21 protein-coding genes, 1 pseudogene and 1 other annotated feature are annotated in these 26,468 nt (G+C 50.5%); of the genes and pseudogenes, 17 read left to right on the top strand and 5 right to left on the bottom strand.

The genetic code is table 11. The features are described 5' to 3' along the window. The first annotated feature begins 30 nt into the window (after positions 1-30). The 6 genes and pseudogenes from aroA to NSS79_RS13700 form a co-directional block, all read left to right on the top strand. Entirely contained in the window at positions 31-1,323 is a 1,293-nt protein-coding gene (gene aroA, locus NSS79_RS13675; protein ID WP_342439755.1) for a 3-phosphoshikimate 1-carboxyvinyltransferase, read from the top strand. A 95-nt stretch (positions 1,324-1,418) separates the two neighbouring features. After that, positions 1,419-1,853, top strand: coding sequence for a CoA-binding protein (locus tag NSS79_RS13680; protein ID WP_340898839.1), 435 nt, complete (start codon positions 1,419-1,421; stop codon positions 1,851-1,853). A gap of 233 nt (positions 1,854-2,086) precedes the next feature. Beyond that, positions 2,087-2,755 carry a hypothetical protein gene (locus tag NSS79_RS13685; RefSeq protein ID WP_342439756.1) on the top strand — a complete coding sequence of 223 codons (669 nt, stop codon included), beginning with the start codon at positions 2,087-2,089 and terminating at the stop codon, positions 2,753-2,755. Between the two features lie 614 nt (positions 2,756-3,369). After that, the gene (locus tag NSS79_RS13690; RefSeq protein ID WP_038590448.1) at positions 3,370-5,256 is read left to right on the top strand and encodes a glucose PTS transporter subunit IIA; all 1,887 of its coding nucleotides are present in this window, start codon (positions 3,370-3,372) and stop codon (positions 5,254-5,256) included. After that, a complete protein-coding gene (gene ptsP / locus NSS79_RS13695; protein ID WP_342439757.1) occupies positions 5,253-7,019 on the top strand; it encodes a phosphoenolpyruvate--protein phosphotransferase in 1,767 nt (588 codons plus the stop codon). Before NSS79_RS13690 ends, ptsP begins: the two co-directional genes overlap by 4 nt. A 204-nt stretch (positions 7,020-7,223) precedes the next feature. Further along, a pseudogene (locus NSS79_RS13700) lies at positions 7,224-7,469 on the top strand (sigma factor); the annotation flags it as partial. Positions 7,470-7,718: 249 nt separating this feature from the next. On the opposite strand, the gene NSS79_RS13705 reads toward NSS79_RS13700, so the two are convergent. Continuing rightward, entirely contained in the window at positions 7,719-8,243 is a 525-nt protein-coding gene (locus NSS79_RS13705) for a type 1 glutamine amidotransferase domain-containing protein (RefSeq protein ID WP_038590459.1), read from the bottom strand. A 213-nt stretch (positions 8,244-8,456) separates the two neighbouring features. Here NSS79_RS13705 and NSS79_RS13710 point away from each other — a divergent pair, with 213 nt between their 5' ends. From NSS79_RS13710 to NSS79_RS13720, 3 genes are all read left to right on the top strand, one after another. Continuing rightward, positions 8,457-8,909, top strand: a complete 453-nt coding sequence (locus NSS79_RS13710) for a hypothetical protein (RefSeq protein WP_342439758.1) — start codon at positions 8,457-8,459, stop codon at positions 8,907-8,909. 336 nt (positions 8,910-9,245) lie between these two features. Further along, the gene (gene ccpA / locus NSS79_RS13715; RefSeq protein ID WP_038590464.1) at positions 9,246-10,256 is read left to right on the top strand and encodes a catabolite control protein A; all 1,011 of its coding nucleotides are present in this window, start codon (positions 9,246-9,248) and stop codon (positions 10,254-10,256) included. Between the two features lie 92 nt (positions 10,257-10,348). Further along, the gene (locus NSS79_RS13720; RefSeq protein ID WP_038590467.1) at positions 10,349-11,044 is read left to right on the top strand and encodes a 5'-methylthioadenosine/adenosylhomocysteine nucleosidase; all 696 of its coding nucleotides are present in this window, start codon (positions 10,349-10,351) and stop codon (positions 11,042-11,044) included. A gap of 19 nt (positions 11,045-11,063) precedes the next feature. Here NSS79_RS13720 and NSS79_RS13725 read toward each other — a convergent pair whose 3' ends face one another. Continuing rightward, positions 11,064-11,696 carry a GNAT family N-acetyltransferase gene (locus tag NSS79_RS13725; protein ID WP_342439759.1) on the bottom strand — a complete coding sequence of 211 codons (633 nt, stop codon included), beginning with the start codon at positions 11,694-11,696 and terminating at the stop codon, positions 11,064-11,066. A 161-nt stretch (positions 11,697-11,857) separates the two neighbouring features. Between NSS79_RS13725 and acsA the strand changes: the two genes are divergently transcribed. Further along, entirely contained in the window at positions 11,858-13,582 is a 1,725-nt protein-coding gene (gene acsA, locus NSS79_RS13730; protein WP_342439760.1) for an acetate--CoA ligase, read from the top strand. 101 nt (positions 13,583-13,683) lie between these two features. Here acsA and NSS79_RS13735 read toward each other — a convergent pair whose 3' ends face one another. Beyond that, a complete protein-coding gene (locus NSS79_RS13735) occupies positions 13,684-16,593 on the bottom strand; it encodes a transglycosylase domain-containing protein (protein WP_342439761.1) in 2,910 nt (969 codons plus the stop codon). Between the two features lie 137 nt (positions 16,594-16,730). Then, positions 16,731-16,985: a binding site (T-box leader), on the top strand. A 68-nt stretch (positions 16,986-17,053) separates the two neighbouring features. Here NSS79_RS13735 and tyrS point away from each other — a divergent pair. After that, complete coding sequence (gene tyrS / locus NSS79_RS13740) at positions 17,054-18,307, top strand: tyrosine--tRNA ligase (protein WP_342439762.1); 1,254 nt, start codon at positions 17,054-17,056, stop codon at positions 18,305-18,307. Positions 18,308-18,707: 400 nt separating this feature from the next. Here tyrS and rpsD read toward each other — a convergent pair whose 3' ends face one another. Beyond that, positions 18,708-19,307, bottom strand: coding sequence for a 30S ribosomal protein S4 (rpsD, locus tag NSS79_RS13745; RefSeq protein ID WP_038590482.1), 600 nt, complete (start codon positions 19,305-19,307; stop codon positions 18,708-18,710). 391 nt (positions 19,308-19,698) lie between these two features. Here rpsD and NSS79_RS13750 point away from each other — a divergent pair, with 391 nt between their 5' ends. The 5 genes from NSS79_RS13750 (at position 19,699) to NSS79_RS13770 (ending at position 24,756) form a co-directional block, all read left to right on the top strand. Continuing rightward, on the top strand, positions 19,699-21,711 hold the full coding sequence (locus NSS79_RS13750) for a diguanylate cyclase (RefSeq protein ID WP_342439763.1): 2,013 nt from the start codon (positions 19,699-19,701) through the stop codon (positions 21,709-21,711). 139 nt (positions 21,712-21,850) lie between these two features. Further along, a complete protein-coding gene (locus NSS79_RS13755; protein ID WP_342439764.1) occupies positions 21,851-22,741 on the top strand; it encodes a hypothetical protein in 891 nt (296 codons plus the stop codon). Between the two features lie 98 nt (positions 22,742-22,839). Continuing rightward, positions 22,840-23,955 (top strand): aminopeptidase, encoded by a 1,116-nt coding sequence (locus NSS79_RS13760; protein ID WP_038590487.1) that lies wholly within the window; start codon positions 22,840-22,842, stop codon positions 23,953-23,955. A gap of 104 nt (positions 23,956-24,059) precedes the next feature. Further along, positions 24,060-24,305 carry an HPr family phosphocarrier protein gene (locus tag NSS79_RS13765; protein ID WP_038590490.1) on the top strand — a complete coding sequence of 82 codons (246 nt, stop codon included), beginning with the start codon at positions 24,060-24,062 and terminating at the stop codon, positions 24,303-24,305. 148 nt (positions 24,306-24,453) lie between these two features. Then, entirely contained in the window at positions 24,454-24,756 is a 303-nt protein-coding gene (locus NSS79_RS13770) for a YlaN family protein (protein ID WP_038590492.1), read from the top strand. Positions 24,757-24,861: 105 nt separating this feature from the next. Here NSS79_RS13770 and cax read toward each other — a convergent pair whose 3' ends face one another. Further along, positions 24,862-25,932: a calcium/proton exchanger gene (gene cax, locus NSS79_RS13775; RefSeq protein ID WP_342439765.1), complete on the bottom strand. Its 1,071-nt coding sequence runs from the start codon at positions 25,930-25,932 to the stop codon at positions 24,862-24,864. Between the two features lie 155 nt (positions 25,933-26,087). Here cax and NSS79_RS13780 point away from each other — a divergent pair, with 155 nt between their 5' ends. Further along, a complete protein-coding gene (locus tag NSS79_RS13780; RefSeq protein WP_019911482.1) occupies positions 26,088-26,453 on the top strand; it encodes an Asp23/Gls24 family envelope stress response protein in 366 nt (121 codons plus the stop codon). Positions 26,454-26,468: the final 15 nt, after the last annotated feature.

A 26,468-nucleotide genomic window follows, 5' to 3' on the forward strand; every position in this document is an offset into this window, starting at 1 on the left:
CAACTACATTAACTAAGGAGCGCTTATATCATGGACGTTATTGTTAGGCCGACGCCAGCTTTGCAAGGAGAATTTGGAGCTTTGTCTTCCAAAAATTACACTACACGCTACCTGCTTGTCGCCGCTCTATCCGAGGGGGTCAGCACGATCTACTATCCTGCACATAGTGAGGACAGCGATGCGATCCGCAGATGTATTGCCGATCTTGGAGCAGTGCTTACGGAGGATGAAGAGAAGATTGTCATTCAAGGCTTTGGCCGGCATCCCCGTGACGTCAAGGAACTTAATGTAGGGAATGCCGGGGCTGTCCTGCGCTTTCTGATGGCTGTAGCTGCGCTGAGCCCGGAGGTGACTTTCGTTAACACGTACCCGGATTCTCTGGGCAAACGCCCGCATGACGATCTCATTGCAGCGCTCGGCCAGATTGGTGTTCAAGTGGAGCATAATAATGGAAGACTTCCGATTACCATTCGCGGCGGCAAGCCGGTTGGCGGCCGGATTACCGTCTCCGGTGCAGTCAGCTCACAGTATCTTAGTGCGCTGCTCTTCCTGACGCCGCTGCTGGAAGAGGACAGCGAGATCGTCGTACTGGATGATCTGAAGTCGAAGGTTGTTGTCGGCCAAACGCTGGAGGTGCTGGAGCAGGCAGGAATCGTAGTTCATGCTGCTGACGATTATATGTCCTTTAAGGTGCCGGGGCGCCAGGCTTATGCGGCCAAGTCTTACACCGTGCAGGGGGATTATCCGGGATCTGCAGCTGTGCTTGCGGCAGCGGCTGTCACCCAATCGGATGTGAAAATTCACCGGCTTGCCGAGAAGAGCAAGCAAGGGGAACGGGCAATTGTGGATGTGCTGCGTATGATGGAAGTACCGCTTACGCACGAGGACGGCACAGTACATGTACAGGGGAACGGCATTCTGAAGGCTGTGGAATTCGACGGCGATGCGGCAACTGATGCTGTGCTGGCGATGGTGGCGGCGGCGGTATTTGCCGAAGGGACCTCACGTTTCTACAACGTGGAGAATCTGCGCTACAAGGAATGCGACCGGATTACCGACTATCTGGCGGAGCTGACCCGTGCCGGAGCCAAGGTTGAGGAGCGCCGCGACGAGATCATCGTGCATGGCATGCCTGAGGGTGTCGAAGGCGGCGTAACGATTAATGCGCATTATGATCACCGGGTAATCATGGCGCTGACGGTAGTGGGCCTTCGTGCCCGCAAGCCGCTTCTGATCAAGGACGCCCATCATGTCGCCAAGTCCTATCCGCAATATTTCGACCACCTGCGCGCGCTTGGAGCAAATGTGGAGTGGGTACAATAACAATATAGGATGCTGATCCAGGCGAAGTCGGCTTATAATTAGGAAGTTTTGGTTTCACCTGCTGATTCGGCACTAAAGCGAAAGGGGTAACAAACATGAGCTTTGAGAACCCGACCCGGGAGCAAATCGGTGATATTCTTGCTTCCGCAGGTAATATTGCTGTTGTAGGTCTTTCCGACAAATCGGACCGTACCTCCTATATGGTGGCTTATGCGATGCAGAGCCGCGGATACCGGATTATTCCGGTTAATCCTACAGTAGACGGTGAGATTCTAGGGGAGAAATGCTACCATACGCTGGCTGAAATACCGGAGCCGGTGGACATTGTCAATGTGTTCCGCCGCAGCGAATACTGCGCCGAAGTGGCTCAGGAGGCAGCTGATATCGGCGCACATGTGCTGTGGCTCCAGCAGGGCATTATCAGCAAGGAGGCTGCTGACATTGCCGCAGAGCACGGCATGACGGCGATCATGGACCGCTGCATCAAGGTCGAGGAAGCAATCACGATGCACGGGCGCAGCCGGCAGTAGTATTTAGGGGGAGTCTGGGGAGGATCCAGTACTCTCGTAAATCCGGAACCCCGGAACCGTTTAGCCTAGGTGGGGAAGGAAGGTATACAGCAAGTTTTGCTGCTCTGATCCTATTTCATCTAGAAATAGCCAGGTTGTGTTGCTATACTGGCATTAGACGAAGAACGTCCATGTACCCGTGATTATTTTGCGGGAGGTGGGCGTTCTTTTTTTATTTACCGGGAGGGGATCAGATGGAGTTTGAGGCAGCACATCGTTTATTCATCGAGCAGCATACGTCGGAGAGAAGTGGGGAGCGTAAGGGGAGGCTGGTCAGAGGTCACAATTTTGCGGAGCGGCTGTTTTTGCAGAATGTGTGGTGGCCGCTGTTTGAATCGCTTGAGCATTTGCATCCGGAATATGAAGTTTACGATTGGAACCGCAAATCGCAGTTTCTGGATTTCGCCTTTCTGCCGCAAAATGGGGGCCGGTTCGGGATCGAATGCGACGGCTTTCAAAGTCATGTCAAAGACATGGACCGCGAGAAGTTCAGCTATTCCTTGAACCGTGATAGTTTCCTCACCGGGATGGGCTGGAGGATGCTCCACTTTTCCTTCGACGATGTTCAGCAGCGTCCTGAAGTATGCCGTATGCTCCTGCAGCTGGTGCTTGCGCCGTATTTAGCCAGAAAGACGCTAGCCGCAGATATTTTGTCCGAAGAGAAAGAAGTGCTGCGCCTGGCCTGGCGTATCGCTAAACCGCTCCGTCCCAAGGATGTGTGCGACCATTTCCAGATTAATTATCGTACGGCCCGGAGGCTGTTGCAGTCCCTCAGTGACAAAGGATTACTCAAACCGGTAAATTCAAAGCAGAGGGTGCGGTTCTACGAAGTAAAAGCAATGCAGGCTGATCAAATATGGTAAGTGGATAGGGAAATGAAAAGCAAATTTAAGTAATCTTGACTGCACTCTTGTACGCAGTCTGATTGAGGTACAGGTGGAATTAAGGAACTAAGTGAGGTTTGGTTGAATAGCAGGATAAAAATAGAATAAATGTACTTCATGCAACTAAATGATGCTAAAAGTTTCTTTTTCGAAGTTTAGCTGCACTTGGTACAACTAAAAGTTGCTGAATGGTTCTTTGGAGCAGAAAATGCGATTTGTAGATGTATAAAGTGCAGTTAAACTAATATTACTGTTTAAAAGTGTTGTTTTAGTTGTACAGAATACACTTAAGAGGCTGGAGTAGCTGGAGTAGCTGGAGTAGCTGGAGTAGCTGGAGTAGCTGGAGTAGCTGGAGTAGCTGGAACGTCTCCCCACGCCCACGCATGCTCCTTAATGATCGTTATAATGCCTCATAGAGCGCCTACTTCTCTGTTGCCTTCACAGCAGCGAACACCACATCCAGACCACACTAAATTACGAATAATGTTTCCCATAATCACGGGAACCGTGGTATCCTAATTCTTGCCGCATTCTTTTGACAAAAGCTGTCGCAGCGCGTACCATTCAATATAGAATGAAAGGAGAGGGTCACCTTGAATTGGCTCGGATCATTGCAGCAGTTGGGCAGAGCCATAATGCTTCCTACCATGGTGCTTCCGGCGGCGGCCATCCTGCTTAGTCTGGGCAGCTTACCGTGGTCTGCATGGGGACTTTCTTCGGTATCCGAAGTGACTACATATGCGGGGCAGGGAATATTTTATTTCATGCCTTATTTGTTTGCTGTCGGCGTAGCGTGGGGGTTGTCCAATCAGGCCGGACCGGCTGGGCTGGCTGCACTGGCTGGAATGTTCACTTATGACCGAATTGTTACCCATATGGGGAACGGGGATGTTCAGCCTGCTACATTAATCGGAATCATACTCGGGATTGTCGCCGGCGTGGCGCATAACCGGTTTAAAAATATCAAGCTTCCAGAAGCCATACAATTCTTCGGAGGTTCGCGGTTTGTCCTGCTGTTCATGGGCCTGTTCTCGGCCTTATTCGCTTGGGTGATGCTCGGCGTTTCTCCGCTGCTTCAGCAAGGGCTGGACGTGCTTTTCCGGGATATACAGGCGACCGGCGGATATGGCGTGTTTGTCTACGGGGTGCTTTACAGGGTGCTTACGGCCTTTGGCCTCCATCATATTTTAAATAATTTGTTCTGGTTTCAGCTGGGGAGCTTTGCTACTCCTGACGGCAGCGCGGTCGTCCAGGGGGATTTGCCGCGGTTTTTTGCGGGAGATCCTACTGCGGGCATCTTTATGGCCGGACTTTTTCCGATCATGATGTTCGCATTGCCGGCGATTGCCTTAGCTATTATTCAGGAAGCGCGGGAGGATTTGAAGCCGAAGATCCGCAAAACTTTTTTGCGTGCCGCAATGGTCTGCTTTTTGACCGGCGTGTCGGAGCAAATTGAGTTCGCTTTCCTGTTCGCTTCGCCATATTTATTCGCGCTGCACGTAGTCATGTCCGGTCTTGCAATGGTGCTGACCTATTCACTTGGCATCCATCATGGATTCTCTTATTCGGCGGGGGTCATTGACTTTATCCTCAACCTGCATCTGTCGCAGCGCGCCTGGCTGCTGATCCCGATCGGGATCGGTTATGGGGTTGTCTATTATAACGTCTTCCGCTGGGCGATCCGCCGTTTCCAGATTCCGACACCGGGGCGTGAGGAAGGCTCTGAACTGGGCGACTGGGCAGGGAATATCCCGTATCAGGCTCCGCTTATTCTGGAGGCGCTGGGGGGCAAAGAGAACATCGTACAAGTTCAGGCTTGCATCACCCGTTTAAGATTAACTGTGCATAATGACCGATTCATTGATACCGGGGCGCTCAAGGGATTGGGCTCGGCCGGAATTATAAAGCTGGGCGGCGGGAACGTGCAGGTGGTATTCGGCACCTACTCTGAGCTGATCCGTGAGGAGATTGACAAGCTGATGCTTCGTGATCTGCCGCAGGTGCTGTTCAGTTCTCCAATGCAGGGCCGAATGATGCCGATTGAGGAAGTGCCTGACCATATTTTTGCCGCGAAGCTGGTTGGGGACGGGGTGGCCTTTTTCCCGGACAAAGGGGAGCTGGTCTCACCCGTGTTTGGTAAGGTGATGCATGTATACCCTACAATGCACGCAGTGGGCATCTCAACGCCCGAAGGACTGGAAGTGCTTATGCATATCGGGATCGACACTTCACAGCTTAAGGGGCCGTTTGAGGCGCTTGTGCAGGAAGGGGACAGTGTGGAGCCGGGCCAGTTGCTGGTGAGATTTGATCTTACCTTTTTGCGTGAACATGCGGCTTCGCTTGCTACGCCGATGGTGATTACCAACCCTGACCGTGTGAAATCCTGGAGCTATGCTCCATTTAAAACTGTGAAAAAGGGGCAATCGTCCGTAATGTCCGTGGTATTACATGAAAGCAATGTTGGAGGGATTGAAGCATGATACAAGGCATAGGCGCTGCAGCAGGTGTTGCCATCGGGAAGGCCTTTGTTTTGCCGAACTGGGAATGGAGCCTGCCGGATACGCAGGTAAATCCGGTGGATCTGGCCAAGGAATTTGAGCGTTTATACGAAGGAATCCGCACCTCGAAAGATGAAATTGAGTTTATCAAAAAAGAATTCAGGGAAGTCGTGGGGCCGGAGGAATCGAGTATTTTTGACGCCCATCTGGCAATTCTGGATGATCCCGTGTTCATGAGTGAAATCCGTGGCATTATCGAACGCCAATACAAGGCGGCCGAAGTGGCGGTCAAGGAAGCCATTGACCATTTTGTAGCGATGTTTGATCTGCTGGACGATGAATATATGAAAGAGCGGGCAGTTGATATCAAGGATGTCGGCAACCGTCTGCTGAAGCATTTGCTGGGTGCACCCGAGGTAACTCTGCCGTCTGATACACAGCCCTATATACTAGTGGCGAAGGAGTTATCTCCCTCTCAGTTGGTTCATTTGAATCCGGTCTATGTGTTGGGAATTGTTACCATGATGGGCGGAAAAACTTCCCATTCCTCCATAATGGCCCGGGCGCTTGGGATTCCGCTGGTGGCTGGCTTGGAGAACAAACTGCCCAATCCGATTCAGACCGGAGATCTGCTGGTGCTCGACGGTGAAACCGGGATTCTGCAGCTTCATCCGGATGAGCTAACGGTAAGAGACTACGCAGCAAGACGCGATAAGCAGCAGCGTAAGAAAGAACAGCTGGAGCTGCTTGCTACAGTGGAGGCCATTACCAAAGACGGTGTATCTCTGCGGCTGGCCGGTAATATCAGCTCGGTCAAAGAGCTGGATATGGCGCTGAAGTACGGAGCGGAGGGCGTTGGTTTGTTCCGTACGGAATTTTTGTACATGGACCGCCATTCCTTCCCGACAGAAGAAGAGCAGTTTGAGGTCTATAAGCTTGTCGCCGAGAAGGTTGGAAGCAACACCGTTGTAATCCGTACCTTGGATATCGGGGGAGACAAGCATCTGGATTATTTCCAGCTTCCTGACGAGCAGAACCCATTCCTGGGCTACCGCGCCATCCGGATCAGTCTCGACCGCAAAGATATGTTCAAAACACAGCTGACGGCGATCCTGCGTGCCAGCCACTACGGCAATGTGAAGATGATGTTCCCGATGATTTCCTCCGTAGAAGAAGTACAAGCTGCCAAAGCGGTGCTGAACGAGGTCAAGGCAGAGTTGGACGAGCAAGACATTCCGTATAACCGCAATGTACCGGTAGGCATTATGATTGAGGTTCCGGCTGCCGTTATGATCGCGGATCTGCTGGCGGAAGAAGTGGACTTTTTCAGCATTGGGACAAATGATCTGGTGCAATATGTGCTGGCTGTTGACCGGATGAATGAACAGATCGCCCATATGTATCATCCTTATCATCCAGCGGTATTGCGCATGATTCGCATGACAGTGGAAGCTGCACGGCAAGTAGGCATCGGTGTGAGTATCTGCGGTGAAATGGCTGCCGATGAACGGTCTCTGCCGCTCTGGCTGGAGCTGGGAATCAGCGAGCTGAGTATGTCGCCGCAGGCGCTGCTCCGGGTGAAGCACCGTACACTGAACACACTGGCGTCGGAAGCCAGAGAGATGGCCAAAGCATGTTTCCTGCACCGTACCAGTCTGCAGACAGAAGAGATGCTAAGCGCATTTGCAGGACGGAGCGGCCTATCGCTGAGTGCGGGTGTAGATCCGAAAGAGAAGACATCCTAGTCTTTGGCAATCAGAATAATATTCGATGAAGTGAAGGGTCCGGCGAACGCGCCGGGCTTTTTGCGTTACTGGTCTTGAACCGCCATTTATAAAAAAAGTAAAACCGTTTTTCCCTTGGAAGAGTCAGTATAGATGAAAGTATAAAAGGCGCTTTTTGAGGCTGCTGTATGAGGGAGGTAAAGCAAACGGAGAATGGAAAATCTAATGGAGGCTGAACGGGTCCAGTTTGGTGATGAGAGTGGACAGGCTTTTATCCGGCTCGTATCAGAGCAGAAGAAAATACTATACGAGATCGCTTTCAGTTACTTCCGCAGTGAGTCAGATGCACTCGAAATGCTGCAGGAAGCTACGTACCGGGCGTGGAGCAAACGGAAAAGTCTCAAAGATCCGGAACGGTTTGCACCTTGGGTGACACGAATTCTGATCAATTGCTGCAACGATGAACTGAAGCGGAGAAAACGGTTAGTTTCGGTAGAGCCTGCGAATGCAGGCAGTACTGGAGTGATGGAAATGACCAGTGACCGCAAGCTGGACATGGAGCAGGCCCTTGACGTTTACCTTGAACGGATACCCGAATCCGCTGAAGGAAACGGTATCCCTCTCCATCCGCAAATAGCTGCCTTAACGCGGCAACAAGCCCTGCACCTCGGTAAGTTGAGAGGCAGGGCTTATTATCTTTGTGAAGAGCTTGCTTTCAGCTTATTCTCCGGCCAGTGCATCGCAGAAGGCTTTGCCGTAAGGCGGCAGATCCGGCGGCCGGCGGGCGGAGATAATATGCCCGTCAGTAACCACGGGCTCATCTTTCCAGATGGCTCCGGCATTTTCCATGTCATCACGGATACCGGGTGTAGAAGTAACGGTTACGCCTTCCAGGATTTTGGCTGAAATCAGCACCCAGCCTGCATGGCAGATTTGGCCGATCGGCTTCTTGGCTTCATTGAAATCCTGTACCAGCTTTAGTACCGCGCTGTAACGGCGGATCTTATCGGGCGCCCAGCCTCCCGGTACCAGAATGCCGTCGTAATCGGCTGCACTCAGCTCATCCCAGGAATATTCAGCTGTGGCGGGAACCCCGTATTTGCCGACATAAGTCTTGTCCTTCGTTAGGCCTGCCAGATGCACCTCGGCTCCTTCTTCTCTTACCCGGTATACGGGATACCAGAGCTCCAAATCTTCGAATTCATCGTCTACAAGTGCGATGACCTTTTTACCGGCCAGTCTCATGTTCAGCAGCTCCTTTCAGGAATGTGATTCTTGTCCTTTACATTCTATCAAATTTGAAATATGAAGTCATCTTACGGGATTGAAATCACTGGATTAATTACCAAATAAATCTTTATATGCAAATCAGAAGGGATTATGGAGAGAGAGGTCGAATATAGCTATTGAAAAGGCGGACTCTCTTGTTGTTTCAATATTATTCCTGAGGTGTGGGAGATGAAAAAAGACAATCTGGTAAAGAAGACATGCGGCTGTGGCGGAGTTATGACTATACATATGCATACATTGATTTATAGCGGTAAGATAAAGATTACCCATGTTCCGGTCTACACCTGCGGAGTATGTGCCCGTTACGAACCCTTGCCCTTTATCAAACGGGATCTGGGCGAACTGATCGGTGAGATGGGGGAGCATCCAGCCAAGCTCCATCTTTCTCTTGCTGACAGAAATGAATGGGCCAATGTGCTGAAGGAAACTTTCTCCTCGGGCTTTTTCCACGGCGATATCTCAGAGCTGGAAGAGAGCATTCGCTCAGCTATTCAAAGCCGTATTGATCTGTTACTTGATGTCTATCGCGTTGCAGGGGATCTGGCTGACCTGAAATGGATGGAAGAAACGGCTCAAAGACTGTCACAATTGACGTTACAATGTACAAAAAGCGCTAAATGAAAAGATTTTTCTGCAAAATCATTGAAAATTTTTCACGAATGTTGGATTTTTCACGCGCTTTTTGTTACGATAGTACTAGGTTAGTTGAATTGTGGCTGTGCGGATGAGAACTATTGCTGATTTTCACCCCTTCCCTGGCTGCTGACATTTTCAGTTTTGTGAGTGGAGAGCTATATTGAAGCATTAGTGAATACAGCACGCGTCAGGATGATGTGTTCAGCCTTTGAAAGAATTTTGAAAGGAAAATGAAGCGTTATCATTGCACAATTGTACAAAGTGTCGTATCATAATTTTAATTAGTCGAACGATAAAATTTATCGCAATGGAGAGAGTAATTTGACGGTAACCATTTACGATGTAGCTCGAGAAGCAGGCGTATCTATGGCTACGGTATCACGGGTTGTGAATAATAACCCCAATGTGAAACCGCAGACTCGGAAGAAGGTTTTTGAAGCGATTGAGCGTTTGGGCTATCGTCCAAATGCCGTGGCGAGAGGACTCGCCAGCAAGAAAACGACAACTGTTGGGGTTGTCATCCCCGATATCTCAAACTCGATTTTTGCTGAAATTGCACGCGGAATTGAAGATATCGCCAATATGTATCATTACAATATTATCCTGTGTAACGCAGATAAGCGCAAAGAGAAGGAAATCCGGGTCATTAACACCCTGCTTGAGAAACAAGTGGACGGGCTGCTCTTCATGGGCGGAACAGTGACGGAAGAACATATCCAAGCCTTCCAGACTTCTGCCGTACCGATTGTTCTTTGCGCAACGCGTGATGAGAAGGGAACCTATCCTTCAGTTGATATCGATCATGAGAATGCTGCATTTGACGCTGTCAACACACTTATCCGCCACGGTCATCGTGAGATTGCAATGATCAGCGGAACGCTGCAGGATCCTGCAAACGGTTATGCACGTTTCCATGGCTATAAGAAAGCACTGGAAGCTGCGGGTATTGAGTATCAGGAGGATCTCGTGCGAATCGGTAATTACCGGTACGAATCCGGTGTCGAAGCCATGAAGTACTTCCTGGGCCTTAAGAAGAAACCAACTGCGATCTTTGCTGCAACAGATGAAATGGCAATTGGCGCCATTCACAGCATACAGGATGAAGGCCTTAAGGTGCCGGATGATTTCTCGATCATCAGTGTGGATAACATCCGCATGGCTTCGATGGTTCGCCCTCTATTAACGACTGTAGCCCAGCCAATGTATGACCTGGGTGCGGTAGCTATGAGACTGCTCACGAAGCTGATGAAGAAGGAAACCGTTGAGAATCCACGCGTCATTCTGCCGCATGAAACGATTCTCCGCTTGTCCGTCAATCATGTAAACAAATAATACAGGTTACAAGTTGCATATAAGATCATAAAAAGCTCCTTTTGGGGCTTTTTATGCTGTATACATATAATTAATAATCAGGAGGAGTACCGATGAGTGAAGTGTTCGGATTAATCGGAGCCATGGATGAAGAAATAAAACTGCTGCTGGAGAGTATGGACAATAGGGTGACAACGGTTAAGGCAGGCATAAAGTATTACACAGGAACGGTGTTTGGCAAATCGGCAGTGTTGTGCAAATCAGGGGTAGGCAAAGTCAACGCGGCGGTCACGACGCAAATTCTGCTGGACACCTTCGGCGTCTCGCGGGTATTGTTCACAGGAGTAGCCGGTGCAGTTCATCCTGGACTGAACATCGGTGATATCGTGATTTCTTCGCAGTGTATTCAGCATGATATGGATGTATCTGCATTGGGATACCCCAGAGGGGTTATTCCTTATCAGGAGATTTCCGCCTTTCCGGCAGATCAAACACTGGTGCAGCTTGCTGAACAAGCCTGTCATGACCTTAAGCAGCAATCGGTGACCGGAGTTGTGTTGTCCGGTGATCAATTTATAGCCAGTGCGGAGTTGGTCGCCAAGCTGCGGCTGGAGCTGAACGGTGCCTGCGCCGAGATGGAAGGGGCTGCCGTTGCACAGGTGTGCTTCATGAATGAAATCCCCTTTGTCATCCTCCGTTCAATGTCAGATAAGGCTGACGGGTCGGCGAATGTCAATTACCACGAATTCACAGTAGAGGCTTCCGAACGTTCCCATGCCATACTTGAATATATGCTGAAGGCAATGTGATCAGGCAGAGCAGGTTATCCTAATACATAAAGCGCTGTCTGAAGCGCACTCTGTCAAAGGTTTCTTGAGACGACATCGGAACTTCCCGTCCGATACGGACCATAAGGCAGTTGGCCGGATGAGAGCAGATTTCCGGATCATCCGTAGCATACCATACCATATCTACGGTCTTCATCAGCTTCTCCATCATTTTCCGGTAGGCCCATACATCAAGTCCGCTGCCTTTCAGGTCCCAGTGCCAGTAATATTCCGTGGTGTATACGATGCAGTTCTCCAACTGTTCCCGCTCAAAGGCGGTGGAAATCAACAGCTTGCCAAGCCCGCTCCCTCTATACCCGTTAGCCACCTCTACAGCCCCCAGCTCAATGAGATCCATCATTCCCCCCTGTGACCAAAGCTCCAATTCATCCGGATAGTGAAAGGTTACATAGCCTATAACAGTTTGGTCCTCGACAGCGGCGATCACCCGCCCCTCGGGCAGGCCTGCGATGTCTATGAGCGCTTCCAGCTGTTCGCTTGGTTTGCGGAAGGCATCCAGATCAGGATGCATATGCAGGCCCTCCAGCAGGCCTGGAGATAAAGGTCCACTGACTGTAATATTCTTGCCGTTATATACAAAGGTATGGGAAACGCGGATTTTGCGGTGTTCCATGAATGGGCTCCCTTCACTTAACTAAAATATGGAATGTAACCGCTTGCTGTGATATACTAATTCCGACATAAAAACTTCACATTTAATACATTGACAGGATTTTCATGGAAATGAATCTCGCCCTTAAAGCTTAAATCAAACTAGTAAGGGAGGCAAGAGTAATGGGGCAAGTCCACAGCGAAATTTTGCCGGGCCGCGTGCAAAACGCAAATATGGCGGATTATTCCCAGGCAGTCAGCGAATTCCGGTGGGAGGATGTAGAGAGGGACTTCTCCTGGTATAGTACCGGCAAGGTAAATATGGCCCATGAAGCCGTGGACCGTCATGTGCAGGAAGGCCGTGGGGCGTCAACCGCCTTACTTTACAGCGATTCTTCGAGAGAGGAAAGATATACCTTCTCCGATTTGCAGGAACGCTCCAACCGGTTCGGCAACGTTCTGCGCAAGCACGGCATTGGTAAAGGAGACCGCGTGTTTATTTTTATGCCGCGGAAGCCGGAGCTGTATTTCAGTCTGCTGGGTATTCTTAAGATCGGAGCAGTGGCTGGTCCGCTATTCGAGGCATTTATGGAAACGGCGGTTAAGGACCGGCTTGAGGACAGCGGCGCAGTGGCGCTGGTGACTACACCGGAGCTGCTGCACCGGGTGAAGCAGAGTGAGCTGCCGGAACTGCGCCATATTATTGTTGTCGGCGGTGCAACCGATGTGGAGCAGGGGATATTGGGCTTTGAACAAGAGATGGTGGCAGCTTCAGCTGAACTTGAGCCCGAGTGGCTTAGTTTGGATGACGGGCTGATTATGCATTACACCTCGGGTTCCACAGGTAAACCCAAAGGTGTCTATCATGTACAAAGAGCAATGATCCAACACTATTATAGCGGCAAAATCGTACTGGACCTGCAGCCTGACGATGTCTATTGGTGTACGGCTGATCCAGGCTGGGTCACCGGCACTTCATATGGCATCTTTGCCCCTTGGCTGAACGGAGTAACCAATGTGGTGCGGGGCGGGCGTTTCAGCCCGCAGGACTGGTACAAGACGATTGAGCGTTTCGCCGTTACTGTATGGTACAGTGCACCTACCGCTTTCCGCATGCTGATGGGAGCAGGGGAAGCTAGCCTGGAGGGCATCGACCTAAGCAGCCTGCGCCATGTGCTGTCCGTAGGGGAGCCGTTAAATCCGGAAGTTGTCCGCTGGGGTGACAAATTCTATCATCAGCGAATTCATGATACGTGGTGGATGACAGAGACAGGTGCGCAGTTAATCTGCAATTACCCGCGGATGGATATTAAGCCGGGCTCCATGGGACGTCCGCTGCCGGGCATTGAAGCAGCGATATTGGATGACCGGGGCAATGTACTGCCGCCATATTCCATGGGCAATCTTGCGATACGAACCCCCTGGCCGTCCATGATGGGCGCCATTTGGAACAATAAGGCCAAATACGACGAGTATTTCCGGATTCCCGGATGGTATATCTCGGGTGACTCAGCCTACATGGATGAGGATGGTTATTTTTGGTTCCAGGGCCGGATAGATGATGTAATCAATTCCTCTGGTGAACGGATTGGTCCATTTGAGGTGGAAAGCAAGCTGGTAGAGCATCCGGCGGTAGCCGAGGCTGGGGTCATCGGCAAACCTGATGTGCTGCGGGGTGAGATCATCAAGGCGTTTATTTCCTTGCGGGAAGGTTATTACCCGACCACGGAGCTTAAGGAAGAAATCGCCGCTTTTGTCAAAGCCGGTTTATCCGCTCATGCAGCGCCCCGGGAGATCGAATTCAAGGATAAGCTGCCCAAGACACGTTCCGGCAAAATTATGCGCCGGGTACTGAAAGCCTGGGAGCTGCATCTGCCTGAAGGGGATTTGTCGACTATTGAGGACTAAGCCATGCGGCGGCATAACAAAATACACCGTTTCCCGCGAATCCGCGGAAACGGTGTTTTTGCTGTTCTGTATGGATCGCCTCAGGCAATCCGCTATTGCGGTTATTGTCCGTTGCCGGTAGCATTTCCTCCGGCAGCGTTACTTCCACTTCCGCTGTCAAGAGGTGTCTCCGTTCCGTTCACTGGCGGAACGATGATCATACCGGGATCTTCGGTGGCACCCGGTATAATCTCCCCTTCGGGCGTTGGTTCTGTCCCCGACAGTTCTGTCGGAGCAGGCGTCGCTTCGGGAGTCGGGGTAGCACCTCCGGCTACACTGCCGGAAGCTGACTCATGATCGGCCACATCAACGGCAGCCACGTAGAAGGCGGCATTCACACTGGAAGGTGTGCCTGATGAGAAAGCATTGCCTTCACCGGCTGACAGCACAAGCTGTTTCTTGAATGGGCCTCCGTTCATGGAACGGTACAGCCGGTAGCCTACAACGTCTGATGAGCTGCTAGGCGTAAAGCTGATTACGGCTTTGCCGCTGTTGTAGGACACGCTTACTTCGCCTGGAGCAGCAGGAGCCGTACCGTCGTCGACACGCGGATCCACCTCGGTCGGGAAATCGGTTTTGGCATCAGCCGGCATATAATATGACAAATCCTTGTGCTCTTTCATTGCAGGGAAAGCAGCGAGCAGCTCCTTGACCAGATCCTGAATCGGCTTCTCGCGTTTCACCACGATCTTCTCCTTCAGGAAATCCTCAGGGGTTCCTTCCAGCGGAATATAATTCACGCCTTTGTATGTGATGTATTTAGCTTTGGATATACCGTCATCACTTTCCGTCGGTACATACTTGGCATTGAACATGTCTGTAGTAAACTTGTCGGTTAAAGAGGTAGGCAGCTTGCCGCTGTACGCCGAAACCGTCTTTTTGACGATGCCGTCAGGCTTACTGAACTCTTTCGTTACGAACAGCTCAGGCCGCTTGTCAATAACCGCATTCATGACCTTGGTCCATAACGTCTGGGCCTGCCGTTTCTGGGCATCTCCCTGGAGCGTATTGATCTGCTCCTTATAGCCAACCCACATTCCGAGAGTGACATCCGGTGAATAGCCCATAAACCACACATCGCCGTAATTCTGGGTAGAACCAGTCTTGCCGACAATCGGTACGTCCTTGAAGTGTTTATAATTCTTTCTGACAGTGCTGGCAGTTCCGTCGGTAATGACTGTGCGTAGCATATCCGTCATGAGGTATGCCGTCTGTTTGGAGTAGACCTGCTCCGGATTGACCTTATGCTGGTAAACGACTTTTCCTTCCGAATCGACGATCTTCTCGATCATATAGGCATCGGTAAAAGCACCATTGTTTGCGATGGAGGAGTAGGCATTGGTCAGTTCCTCGACAGATACACCATAACGCAGACCGCCGATTACGCCGGTTTTTGCACTGTAGTCTTCATCCTGGATGGTCGTAATCCCCAGTTTCTTGGAAAAAGCCCAGGCGTCTTCGATGCCAACCTTCTCATTAAACAGCTTGAGCGCAGGAATGTTCAAAGACTTGTTAAGCGCATAGCGGGCAGTAACCAGACCCTGATAACGGTTGTTGGCATTCTTCGGGATGTGGAATCCCTTGGAGCCATCCTTCAATATGATTGGAGCATCGTCGAGGATGCCGGCAGGCTGGATCAGACCCGCATCAAGTGCAGGCAGATAAGCAGCAATCGGCTTCATGGTCGAGCCGGGCTGACGGACCATCTGCGTAGCATAGTTCATCTGTTCAATGTTGAAGTCCCGGCCTTCGATCATCCCCAGGATGGCTCCGGTCTTGTTCTCAATCATCATCCCGGCTGTCTGTTCCTTGCCTCTGGCCTTGCTGTCTTTTGTGAAATTATCACTGTTCTCGGAGATGCTGTGCATAGCGCTGTATACTTTTTTGTCAATCGTAGTGTATACGCGGTATCCGCCGGTCATTAGCTTCTGACGGGCTTCCTCCAGAAGCACTGTGTCTTCTGCCGGACTCGTGGTATCTTTCGCTTTTTTCTTGTCTTCGTTGATCGACAGTAGGATCTCTGCCGCCTTGCGTTCGGTTTCCAGCATCAAGTAAGGGAATGTAGCATAGGCCTTCTTAGAATGCGGTGCCAGAGAGCCTTTGATGTCAAAGAGGCGTGCTTCATCATACTGGGAGGAAGTGATTTTGTTCTCCTCCAGCATCCGCCGCAGTACGAGCTGCTGGCGCTCCATGGCTCTGTTAAAGGCCGTCTCGTTGAATTCACCCACTCCGTTAAATGCGGAATACTTGGAAGGAAGCTGGGGCAGACCGGCCAAATAGGCAGCTTGCGCAACATTCAGCTTCTCAAGGTCCTCCACACCGAAGATGCCCTTGGATGCGGCTTTGATACCGAACACATTATAACCGTTGGAGCCGTTCCCAAAGGGAACCTTATTGAGATATGCCGTAATAATTTCCTGTTTGGATAAAAAACGTTCAAGCCGCAGGGAGAGCAGGATTTCCTTCACTTTGCGGTCTTCTGTACGGTCCAGATTCAAAAATACACGTCTTGCGAGCTGCTGGGTAAGTGTACTGCCCCCGGTCTGGACCGATTCGTTGAGCAGCTTCTGCTTGACGGCACGAAGGGTACTGCTGAAATCCACTCCTTTATGGTCATAGAAGTTATTGTCCTCTATAGCGAGGACGGCATCAATCACAAGCTGTGGAATATCGTTGAATTCAATTAGCCTGCGGTCTTCTTCGGTGCGAAGCTGACCGATCGGTTGCCCGTCCCGGAAATAGGCAAACCCGGTGACGGCGTTCAAGCTGACTTGCTGCTGAATCAATTCCTCGGTGCGCACAGGATCATCTTTCACAATGGAAGTTATGTAGCCTGCCAAGGCACCACCAGCAAACAGAATGCTTAGTATGCCGAGTATAAACATCCACTTTACGACTGAACCGAACCTGCGGAGCCAGGATCTTCGGGGTGGATGCTGTTTTACGGTCTTCTTTTTATTCTCCTCAACCATCGACGATAATCCTCCTTTTAACGGAACTATTATAGCACAATTTGGCGTATTTGAATGCGCTTCTGCCTGAAAGTCGAATTCATGAGGTGTTGACTTTTTAAAAGGTCCTATGGTATAAGTTTACTCAATTGGATATTCGAAAAGCGTGGAAAGACATCAGTAGAAGGAAAGCCATGTGTTTCAGAGAGCCGGTGGGTGGTGCGAACCGGCAGCAGGCCCCTTTGAATTACAGTCTGGAGCTGTCCGGAGGAACTACAAGCGCTTTCGCTTGTTCAGTAGTCCTGGACCGGGTGCAAGCCCGTTATGGCAATGAAGTGAAAGAGAATGCTTGTGCTCCGGCACGGCAAATCTTTAATTAGGGTGGTACCGCGAGCCTCTTACTCGTCCCTTGGGATGAATGAGAGGCTCTTTTTGCGTTCTTTGGAATGATTAGTGTTGAAAAACTGGGAGGAATAAGGAAATGATATGGGAAGAGCTTACAATCAGCCAACAGCAGGAAGTCGAGCGTCAGATGGAAGTGATCACGCGCGGTGCCGTGGAAATAGTGCCGGAGGAGGAAATGAAGCGCAAAGTGATCAAATCCGTTGCTGCGGGTATTCCGCTAAACATCAAACTGGGTCTTGATCCGTCGGCGCCGGATATTCACGTGGGACACACCATTGTGATTCATAAGCTGCGCCAGTTCCAGGAGCTTGGGCATCAGGTGCAGCTGGTTATCGGAGATTTCACCGGACGTATCGGAGATCCTACGGGCAAATCCGAGACACGGAGGCAGCTTAGCGAAGAAGATGTGCAGCGTAATGCCGAGACCTACAAGAAGCAGATTTACAAGATTCTTGACCCGGAGAAAACAAAAATCTTCTGCAACTCGGAATGGCTCAGCCCAATGTCCTTCTCAGATGTTGTAAATCTGGCGGCAAAAGTAACCGTAGCCCGGATGATGGAACGCGACGATTTCTCCAAACGTTTCCAGGGCGGCCAGGCCATCAGTATTCATGAATTTTTCTACCCGCTGATGCAAGGGATGGATTCCGTTGCTCTTAAGACCGACGTGGAGATTGGAGGCACGGATCAGAAGTTCAATGTGCTGATGGGCCGTACACTGCAGAAGGAATATGGCCTGGAACCGCAAGCTGTTATGCTGATGCCGCTGCTGGAAGGAATCGACGGTGTGCAGAAGATGAGCAAGAGTCTGGGGAATTACATCGGCATTGATGAAGAGGCTAATGAAATCTATGGCAAGGCGATGTCTGTGCCGGACGAGGTGATGCTGAAATACTACGAAATGGCTACAGATATCAGCAATCAGGAGCTCGCTGCCTTGAAAGCGGGTCTGGCCGACGGGACGGCCCATCCGCGGGATGTCAAAATGCGTCTTTCATATACATTAGTACGAATGTACCATGGAACAGCAGCCGCGGAGGCCGCGCAGCAGCACTTCATTACGGTGTTCCAGCAGCGTGCGCTCCCGGAGGATATTGAGACAATCGGCATTCCGTCTAAAGAGTTGTTGAGCGGCACAATCAAGCTGGTCACGCTGTTAACGCTGCTTGGTTTTGCAGGCTCCAATGGCGAAGCTAAACGTTCGATCCAGCAGGGCTCAGTGAAGCTGAACGGGGTGAAGCAGGAGGATCCTAACGGGGAAATCCAGCCTCAGGAGGGCGACATTGTCCAGGTAGGCAAGCGGAAGTTTGCCAAATTAACATTAGCTTAGGGTTTTGAATCTCCATCTGCTTAAACAGGGAGCTGATAAGCATAGTAAGAAACGCACTCCTAAATCCTTGATTATGGTGATTGAAGTTGCAGATTTTAATGCCAATCTCTGCACAGTGCCCGGCTAATATTCTGAAGTTCATTTCTCCAACGGGCACATCATCGATTTCCAGGATCAGGCGATGGTTGCAGCCGGTAGCATTCTGAAGCATCTCCAGAGTCTCTTGGACTGTAGTACCGAGACCTTCAGGATATCCGGCATGGGCCATGATCATTCCATCGTTCCACCGGTTGCACAATGTTTGCGCATCTTCGGCAGTTGCTTCACGAATGACTAAAATACAAAAAAAGCCTCCGGAATTCTCCGGAGGCTGTGCTTTGCATTCGCTGTTCGCGAAATCTTAACGGTTGTAGAACTCGACGATTTGTTTCTCATCAATGTCTTGGGACAGCTCAGCGCGTTCTGGCAAACGGATGTATTTACCTTCGAAAGATCCGTCAGCATATTCCAGGTAAGCTGGAAGGTGGGAGCGGTTTTCCAAAGCTTCTTTGATAGAAGTCATAGCGCGGCTTCTTTCGCGAAGTCCGATAACGTCGCCCACGCTTACACGGTAAGAAGCGATGTCGACTTTTTTGCCGTTAACGGTTACGTGTCCGTGGGATACCAACTGACGTGCGCCTGCACGGGAGTTAGCGAAACCAAGACGGTAAACCAGGTTGTCCAAGCGGCTTTCGAGCAGGAACATGAAGTTTTCGCCCGCGATACCTTGGATCTTTTGTGCTTTAGTGAAAAGAGTTTTAAACTGCTTTTCGCCCAAGCCGTACATGTGGCGCAGTTTTTGTTTTTCCAAAAGCTGCATTCCGTAGTTACTTACTTTTCTGCGTTGGTTAGCGCCATGCTGTCCTGGTGGGAAAGGGCGTTTCAGGTCTTTGCCTGTACCGCTAAGGGAAATGCCCAGACGGCGGCTGAGTTTGAATTTAGGTCCGGTGTAACGTGCCATGTTATAGTAGACTCCTTTATATTTGAAATTTCATTGTAGGGCCTATTTGCGCCGCAATCCGTATCCGTGAAAGCGTCAAATGGTTTCACACTGCCAGGGAAGTTCAGCCGCTGCCCTGGTAGTAACGAAATGCGTAGAGGGTGACACAACGTTACGCCCAATTAAGACTTCTTACAGTCTTGTTCAACAATAAATATTATATGAAAACAACAGTTAAAGTCAAGTGCATCTTTAAGGAGATTTTGTCTATCTTTGTCGTTAGTTCTTTGGTCCTAAAAAAAATCCCTGAAATCAGGAAAATATAATGCAATACAGGAAAAAAGAGAGTAAAATATAGTTAATTAGATGTTATCGGAAGATTAATAATATGAGACGCAAAGGGGATCCGCTTATGTCAGTTCAGGAAGCATACGGCCGCAAAGACACTCGTATGCTGTTGCAGGACACTATGCAGTCAAGCGGAGATATGATAGATCCCGCCGCATGGCTCAGGGAAACGGATATTGTATCCTATGATTTCCCGTATGCAGCCAATTTGATTGCGGAAAGCTTCGCGGACTGGCGCGGACTGGCTGTTCCTCCCTTCGCGGAATCATGGTACTGGGGTCTGCTGGATTTTGAAGGGAAATGGATTGAACCTTTAGACTCAGATGCCGGCAATATCCGAGAGGAGGGCTGGGATGCGCAATGGGCGGAAGCCGCAGCGCTAAGCCTGCTTTCCGGAGAGGCAAATGCCGTCCCGGAGCAGAAGAACGGACAAGCTGTGTACTTTTTGACCTTGCCGGTGTTTACCCGAGGTCAACGGGAAATCTTTGCTCTGCTTGCCTGCTCCATGACTGCCGTGGAGTATGAGCAGGGCGGAAAGAATACGGCTGAAGCCATGGCCATGCATTTCCAGACCTGCTTTTACCGCAGGTTTGAGCATGTTTTTGTATCAGATCTAGCGGGAGTGTACCAGCATGCCGAGCGGGAGAGCATCCGCCGTTCGCTCCTGTTCCAGATTGTCCAGCGGATGCACGACAACATTGATGTCGATGCCGTGCTTACCGAGGTCATTGAGAGTATTGCTGCGATGTATCCGGGTGCCCGTCTGGAGCTGTTTATGTCACAGGACCACCGCAGTACGCATCCGCAGGTAAAGCCGCTTCCGCTGCTTTGGGATAGTGATGATGTCTGCGCGCGTGCCTTCAAGGACGGCCGGGTAGCACTGCATGCCGGGCGCGAGGACAGTCAGCATGTGGAGGTCGGCCTCCCGCTCGGAGGGAAGCAAGGCGTGTATGGTGTCTTTCATATGATTATGGATAAGCCGGTTTTTTCGGAGGTGGACCTGCGTTTCCTCTCGATGGTTGCCGATACGGCCGGGACAGCGTTTGAGAATGCCAAGCTGTATGAACGCTCCAACCAGCTTATTCGTGAATTGCGTATGAGCAATGAAATGACACAGCGTTTGAACCAAAGCCTGCGGCTCGGTGATATTTTTCAGTATGCCTTTGAAGAGCTGCTGGAGATGTTTGCTGCCGATTATTGCTGCATTCTGCATATGAATGAAGAGAAAGGCGGGCTGGAGGCGATTGCCTGCAATCATCTTCCGCTGCGCAATGAACTTATAGAAGTAGGGCAAGGGCTGGGAGGCAATGTCTACACTACAGGTGAGCCGATCATTTTGTCGGACTATTTAAATACGCCGGGACCCTCTTCGAAGCTCATGGACGCAACTTGCTCGCAGTCGCTGATTGCCACTCCCCTTAATGTAGGCGGAGAAGTACGCGGTGCTATTATGCTTGCCCACCGGGAACCGTATTTCTTCTCCTATGACAGTTTCAGGCTGCTGCAGGCGATGGCGGGCCACATCGGGCTTGCTGTAGGCAACGCCCGGCTGCATGCTGAGGTGCGGTTCCTGGCCAACCGTGACAGTCTCACCGGTCTTTATGCCCGCCATTACCTGGATGAGGAGATCAAGGAGAGGCAGACGTCGGACTTCTGCGGCTCTTTGATTGTCGTTGATATTGATCAGTTTAAGACGGTCAACGATACCTACGGCCATCAGAAGGGCGACAAAATTCTGAAGCAGGTGAGCGAAATTGTGAAGTCCTCCATCCGCCAAGGCGATATCGCTGCCAGATGGGGCGGGGAGGAGCTGGCGGTCTATTTGCCGCAGCTGGGGGTGCAGCAGGCTTTTTATGTAGCCGAACGGATCCGCAAACGGGTAATGGGTGAGACCGAACCTCGTGTTACCGTATCCTGCGGCATCGCGGAATGGAGTTGGACAGATGAACGGGTGAGTGTAGAGTCGCTGTTCTACAGGGCCGATATGGCACTTTACGAAGCGAAAAACAACGGCCGCAATCAGGTTGTCATCGATACCAAGAAAGTGGATAGTACGGCAAAGAATCCTCTGGCCTGACGGCGGGGATTCTTTTTTTTGAAATACAGTTCAAAGTATAAGCCCGGGCAGCAGGGGGAACCTATTATTAATTGTTCACCCGGGTACTTCTATTTGGCCTTGGCTCCGCCTCCGGGTGAATTTGTAGGAGCAACTACACTTGGACCGGAAAGGCTTGAACACGATGAAATTACCTTTATGGCGGCGCGAGGCGATCCTTGCCGTAGTTCTATCTTTATATTGCCTGCTATGCAGCGGCTGTGGTGCCGTTTCGGATAAGCCTGCTGACCAGGAGCTGAGTCTAGTTCTGGCCGGGATGGATGGTACAGACGGGGTATCTTTTGAAGGTGCCGCTACATTACTGCTGGGAGGGAAGCCGGTTGAGCAAACGGCGCTCTATTATGGTGGAAAGGTCGCAGATCACAACAAGGTAAGTCTGTATACTTTACTGCCGGATGAGAATGGGGAGACCAAGGCAGCGGCTAAAGCTGGTCTGAAAAAGCTTGAACAGAGACAAACTCCCGAGGCATACTACACGCAATTGGAGAAAAAAGACGGGGAATGGACGATGCTGACCGGTGCTCCAGCAGCGAATGCCGGTAATCCGCTTCCTGCGCTCAATCCGCTGCTTCAGCTGGAAGAACTGGAGGGCAATGAGAAAAAGGTAACGAAGCGGGCAGGAGCCGCCAGAGGGACCAAAGAACTTCGGGTCGAACTGACCCCAGGAGAGGCAAGGAAACAGCTGTCTGCCGAGCTGGAGAGAGAGATGCTGCTGATCCGTCCGTCCGGTGACAGCAAGCCACAGGAGGCCTCAGGCAAGCCCAAGAAGGTGAATGAGACAATGCTGGCATTATGGGAGCAGAAGGACGAGGAGCTGCGGCAGAGGCTCGAGCAAGCCGAAATTTCATCGGTGTATTATCTGAAGGTAGATGTGAAGCGCAATCTGCCCAAGCGGCTGACCTGGACCCGGAAGGTGAAATATCCATCTGCCGCCGGAAGTGACGCCGAAGAAACCTATATCACCAAAGTTGATTTTTATGGGTTCCGGTGAAGCAGAGCTGACTGACCATGAGATCTTGCGCTCTTTTGCGGGCGTGCTACAATAGAATAGTATGTTTATTTTTAGTGATGAGGAAGGAAGAGAGAAGAATGAAGGATCCAAGAATTCAGAAGCTTGCGGCAAACCTTGTAGGGTATTCCGTAAATGTGCAGCCGGGCGAGAACGTGCTCGTTGAAATGATCGGCAGCGAAAGAGATCTAATTAAAGCTGTTGTGGAGGAAGTCGGCAAAGCCGGAGGCAACGCATTTGTGCAGCTGACGGACCGGACTGTTCTGCGCAGCATGCTTCAATATGCTACCCGTGAGAGTCTGCAGACCTGGGCGGAGATTGATCTGAACCGGATGAAGCAAATGGATTGTTATATCGGTATCCGTGCAGGAGAGAATGTCAATGATCTGGCTGATGTGCCGGAAGAGAATATGAAGCTGTACAACTCCCTGTATTCCCACCCGGTACATAGTGAACAACGCGTGAAGCACACCAAATGGGTGGTTCTGCGCTATCCGAATGCGAGCATGGCCCAACTGGCGAATACGACTACGGAAGCATTCGAAGACTTCTACTTCGAGGTGTGCAACCTGGATTATGCCAAAATGGACAAAGCACAGGATGCGCTTGCCGAGCTGATGCGTGCAACCGATAAGGTGCGTATCGCGGGACCGGGAACAGAGCTCACATTCTCCATTAAGGGCATCGGTGCAGAGAAATGCTCCGGCCAAAAAAACATTCCCGACGGCGAGGTTTACAGCGCTCCAGTTCGTGATTCCGTCAACGGCACGATCAGCTACAACGCTGCGACACTTTATAACGGTGTGACTTTTGAAAATGTGAAATTCAAATTCGAGAACGGCAAAATTGTCGAAGCGTCCAGCAATGATACGGTTCGCTTGAACGAAATTCTGGATTCCGACGACGGTGCACGCCATATCGGTGAATTTGCCATTGGCTTCAACCCCTACATTCTGCATCCGATGAAGGACATTTTGTTCGATGAAAAAATCGCCGGCAGCTTGCATTTCACCCCGGGCCAGGCTTATGATGTGACTGATAATGGCAACCGCTCGTCCATTCACTGGGATCTGGTGCTGATTCAGCGTCCGGAATACGGCGGCGGAGAAATCTATTTTGATGATGTGCTGATCCGCAAGGATGGTATCTTCGTTATTCCGGAACTTCAAGGTCTGAACCCGGAAAACCTGAAATAAGATGTAATAAAAAGAAAACACCTTGCGCGAGTAAGCGGATTCAATGTATCATGGAATTGATTAGAAAAGACTTTGTTCCATAATCAAGTTGCGGAGGGATTCCTATGTCCAGTAACAATGCGGCAATCGTGGATATTGCCCAAACGGCAAGCCAGTTCAACTCTTCTATCGTTCTTCAAGCGGACAACAAGTATATTGATGTTAAGAGTATTCTTGGGTTGTTCACTACTCTGGTCTCCAGCCAGAGCTACGAGCTTCATGTTCATGGCACAGATGCCGAAGAAGCGAAAAAAGCAATGAGCGAAGTTTTTGCTAAACACGGTTTGAATTTTACAGTTGTTGCGGAGTAATCTACTATTTTCGAAGACGTCCTGCCCTTGCGGTGGGGCGTTTTTATATATATTAAAAACTGAATTCTTGTATTGGGTTCGGATTTCGACTAATATTAAATTAAATAGCATTTGCAGCTGTAACTTTTGGACATGGGGGGGAAAATGCATGACTTCATCGGATTTGCAGGAACAGCTTAATCTTAAAGCGATTACTCTTCTACAAGAAGATGCCGATAAAATTCAGAAGCTCATCGAAGTGCAGATGGAGAATCTGGCGACTCGTTACTGCCCTCTCTATGAGGAAGTGCTGGATACCCAGATGTACGGCTTCTCCAAAGAGGTCGATTTTGCGGTCAGAGCGGGACTGGTGCCTGAGCAAACGGGCAAGCTTGTGCTGAGCGAGCTGGAACGCAATTTGGCCGTGCTGTACGAAGCTCTGAATAAGAAGGCGGAAGAGCGCGAGCTGTAAGCCAAGTCTCTAACCATTTATAAAAACGCACATGAGGACCGCCGGGCCGCTCATGTGCGTTTTTTGTTTCGTACGAAGTGTAGCAGCTTCCGGCGGGGGTCAACCTTATACCAGGTAGAAAGAGACACCTAGAATCATATAAACAACGAGCAGCAGAAGTCCTTCGTACCAGTTGGTTGCACCGTCCTGAATGATCGATTTAGCGATAAACACTGAGACGGCGATGGCAACGATCTCGATGATGGTGAACACAATATCCATCGTATTGCCCATAAAGTAGCTGGCAAAGATCAAAACGGGGGCTACGAACAAGGCAATCTGCAGGCTGCTGCCAACGGCGATCTCCACGGCGGCGCCGATCTTGTTCTTCATCGCCAGCATGATCGCGGCACTGTGCTCCGCGGCGTTACCGATGATCGCCACAAGGAATGCACCGACGAACAGCTCACTGAACCCGAAACGTTCGGTTAACGTCTCTAGCGTCCCCACCAGCCATTCACTGACGAAAGCGACCATCACTGTAGCCAGCACTAGATAGAGAATGGATTTGTTCTTCGACCAGACGGGTGCATGCTCGTTCGGCAGCTCTTCGTCGCCGTCCACAGTGACATCCTCTAAGTATTTCTTATGTGTTATCATAGAGAAGACCAGCCAGGCGATATACGCAGCGATAAGCAGCCCTGCGACAACAAGACTTAGCACATCGGTATCCTTCTCCGTGATGGAGTGGGTGTTGAAGAACATGGCGGGAACAAACAGGGCAATGACGGCCACGATCATCAAGGAACCGTTCAGTCCGGCTAACGTGACATTGAAATTCTGAACCTTGAATTTCATGCCGCCGGCAAAGATGCTTAGCCCGAGAACGAGCAGCAGATTACCGATGATCGAACCGGTGAGAGAGGCTTTAACCATGTCATACAGCCCTTCCTTGACCAGGAAGAAGGCGATGATCAGTTCGGCCGCATTGCCGAAGGTTGCGTTAAGAAAACCTCCGAGCCGCTGACCGGCGTAGTGGGCTACGCTTTCTGTGGCCCTTCCGAGGAAGCCTGCCACAAAAATGACGGCGATGGCGGATACCACGAACTGAAGGGTGTGGTCCCAGTCTGCATAGTGACCAATTGCGCTAAGTAGGAAAGTAATGACCATAAGCGAAGGTGAAATCCATTTTTTCAAGTGTGGCACACTCCAGTCTTGTATGTGTAGGTTGAATTCATAATTCAATATAACCAAATTGATCCAGTGTGTAAACGGGCATGATAGAAAGTCATTTGCTTTTTAGCCTGTTTTCGAATTACAATAATTGATAATGAGTGTAGGGGGGATATGGCATGGCGGAACAACTTCAATTGGAAATGGGAAACATACGGATATCAAATGATGTCGTCTCGAAAATTGCCGGCTTGGCTGCCTTGGAGACTCCGGGAATTGCGGCCATGTCAGGCGGCTTGTCAGAAGGCTGGGCTAAGCGTCTGAGCGGTAAAAACGTGCAAAAGGGTGTTACCGTTGAAGTGGGACAGCTTGAAGCCGCAGTTGATTTGCGTATTATTGTTCTCTATGAAACTCCGATCCACGAGGTATGCCGGATGCTTCAGCAGAATGTGCGCGAAGCAGTGGAGAGCATGACAGGGCTTCATATTGTTGAAGTTAATGTCAAAGTGGAAGGCGTAGCCTTCAAGAATGACGAAATTTCGTAAGCGGTTATTCCCGTC

Source organism: Paenibacillus sp. FSL L8-0436, from assembly GCF_038593025.1.
GTDB lineage: Bacteria > Bacillota > Bacilli > Paenibacillales > Paenibacillaceae > Paenibacillus_AQ.

Excerpts from the sequence above, each read along its gene's own strand:
- aroA (WP_342439755.1), top strand. The coding sequence starts at position 31 with ATGGACGTTATTGTTAGGCCGACGCCAGCTTTGCAAGGAGAATTTGGA.
- NSS79_RS13680 (WP_340898839.1), top strand. The coding sequence starts at position 1,419 with ATGAGCTTTGAGAACCCGACCCGGGAGCAAATCGGTGATATTCTTGCT.
- NSS79_RS13685 (WP_342439756.1), top strand. The coding sequence starts at position 2,087 with ATGGAGTTTGAGGCAGCACATCGTTTATTCATCGAGCAGCATACGTCG.
- ptsP (WP_342439757.1), top strand. The coding sequence starts at position 5,253 with ATGATACAAGGCATAGGCGCTGCAGCAGGTGTTGCCATCGGGAAGGCC.
- NSS79_RS13705 (WP_038590459.1), bottom strand. The coding sequence starts at position 8,243 with ATGAGACTGGCCGGTAAAAAGGTCATCGCACTTGTAGACGATGAATTC.
- NSS79_RS13710 (WP_342439758.1), top strand. The coding sequence starts at position 8,457 with ATGAAAAAAGACAATCTGGTAAAGAAGACATGCGGCTGTGGCGGAGTT.
- NSS79_RS13720 (WP_038590467.1), top strand. The coding sequence starts at position 10,349 with ATGAGTGAAGTGTTCGGATTAATCGGAGCCATGGATGAAGAAATAAAA.
- NSS79_RS13725 (WP_342439759.1), bottom strand. The coding sequence starts at position 11,696 with ATGGAACACCGCAAAATCCGCGTTTCCCATACCTTTGTATATAACGGC.
- acsA (WP_342439760.1), top strand. The coding sequence starts at position 11,858 with ATGGGGCAAGTCCACAGCGAAATTTTGCCGGGCCGCGTGCAAAACGCA.
- NSS79_RS13735 (WP_342439761.1), bottom strand. The coding sequence starts at position 16,593 with ATGGTTGAGGAGAATAAAAAGAAGACCGTAAAACAGCATCCACCCCGA.
- tyrS (WP_342439762.1), top strand. The coding sequence starts at position 17,054 with ATGATATGGGAAGAGCTTACAATCAGCCAACAGCAGGAAGTCGAGCGT.
- rpsD (WP_038590482.1), bottom strand. The coding sequence starts at position 19,307 with ATGGCACGTTACACCGGACCTAAATTCAAACTCAGCCGCCGTCTGGGC.
- NSS79_RS13750 (WP_342439763.1), top strand. The coding sequence starts at position 19,699 with ATGTCAGTTCAGGAAGCATACGGCCGCAAAGACACTCGTATGCTGTTG.
- NSS79_RS13760 (WP_038590487.1), top strand. The coding sequence starts at position 22,840 with ATGAAGGATCCAAGAATTCAGAAGCTTGCGGCAAACCTTGTAGGGTAT.
- NSS79_RS13765 (WP_038590490.1), top strand. The coding sequence starts at position 24,060 with ATGTCCAGTAACAATGCGGCAATCGTGGATATTGCCCAAACGGCAAGC.
- NSS79_RS13770 (WP_038590492.1), top strand. The coding sequence starts at position 24,454 with ATGACTTCATCGGATTTGCAGGAACAGCTTAATCTTAAAGCGATTACT.
- NSS79_RS13780 (WP_019911482.1), top strand. The coding sequence starts at position 26,088 with ATGGCGGAACAACTTCAATTGGAAATGGGAAACATACGGATATCAAAT.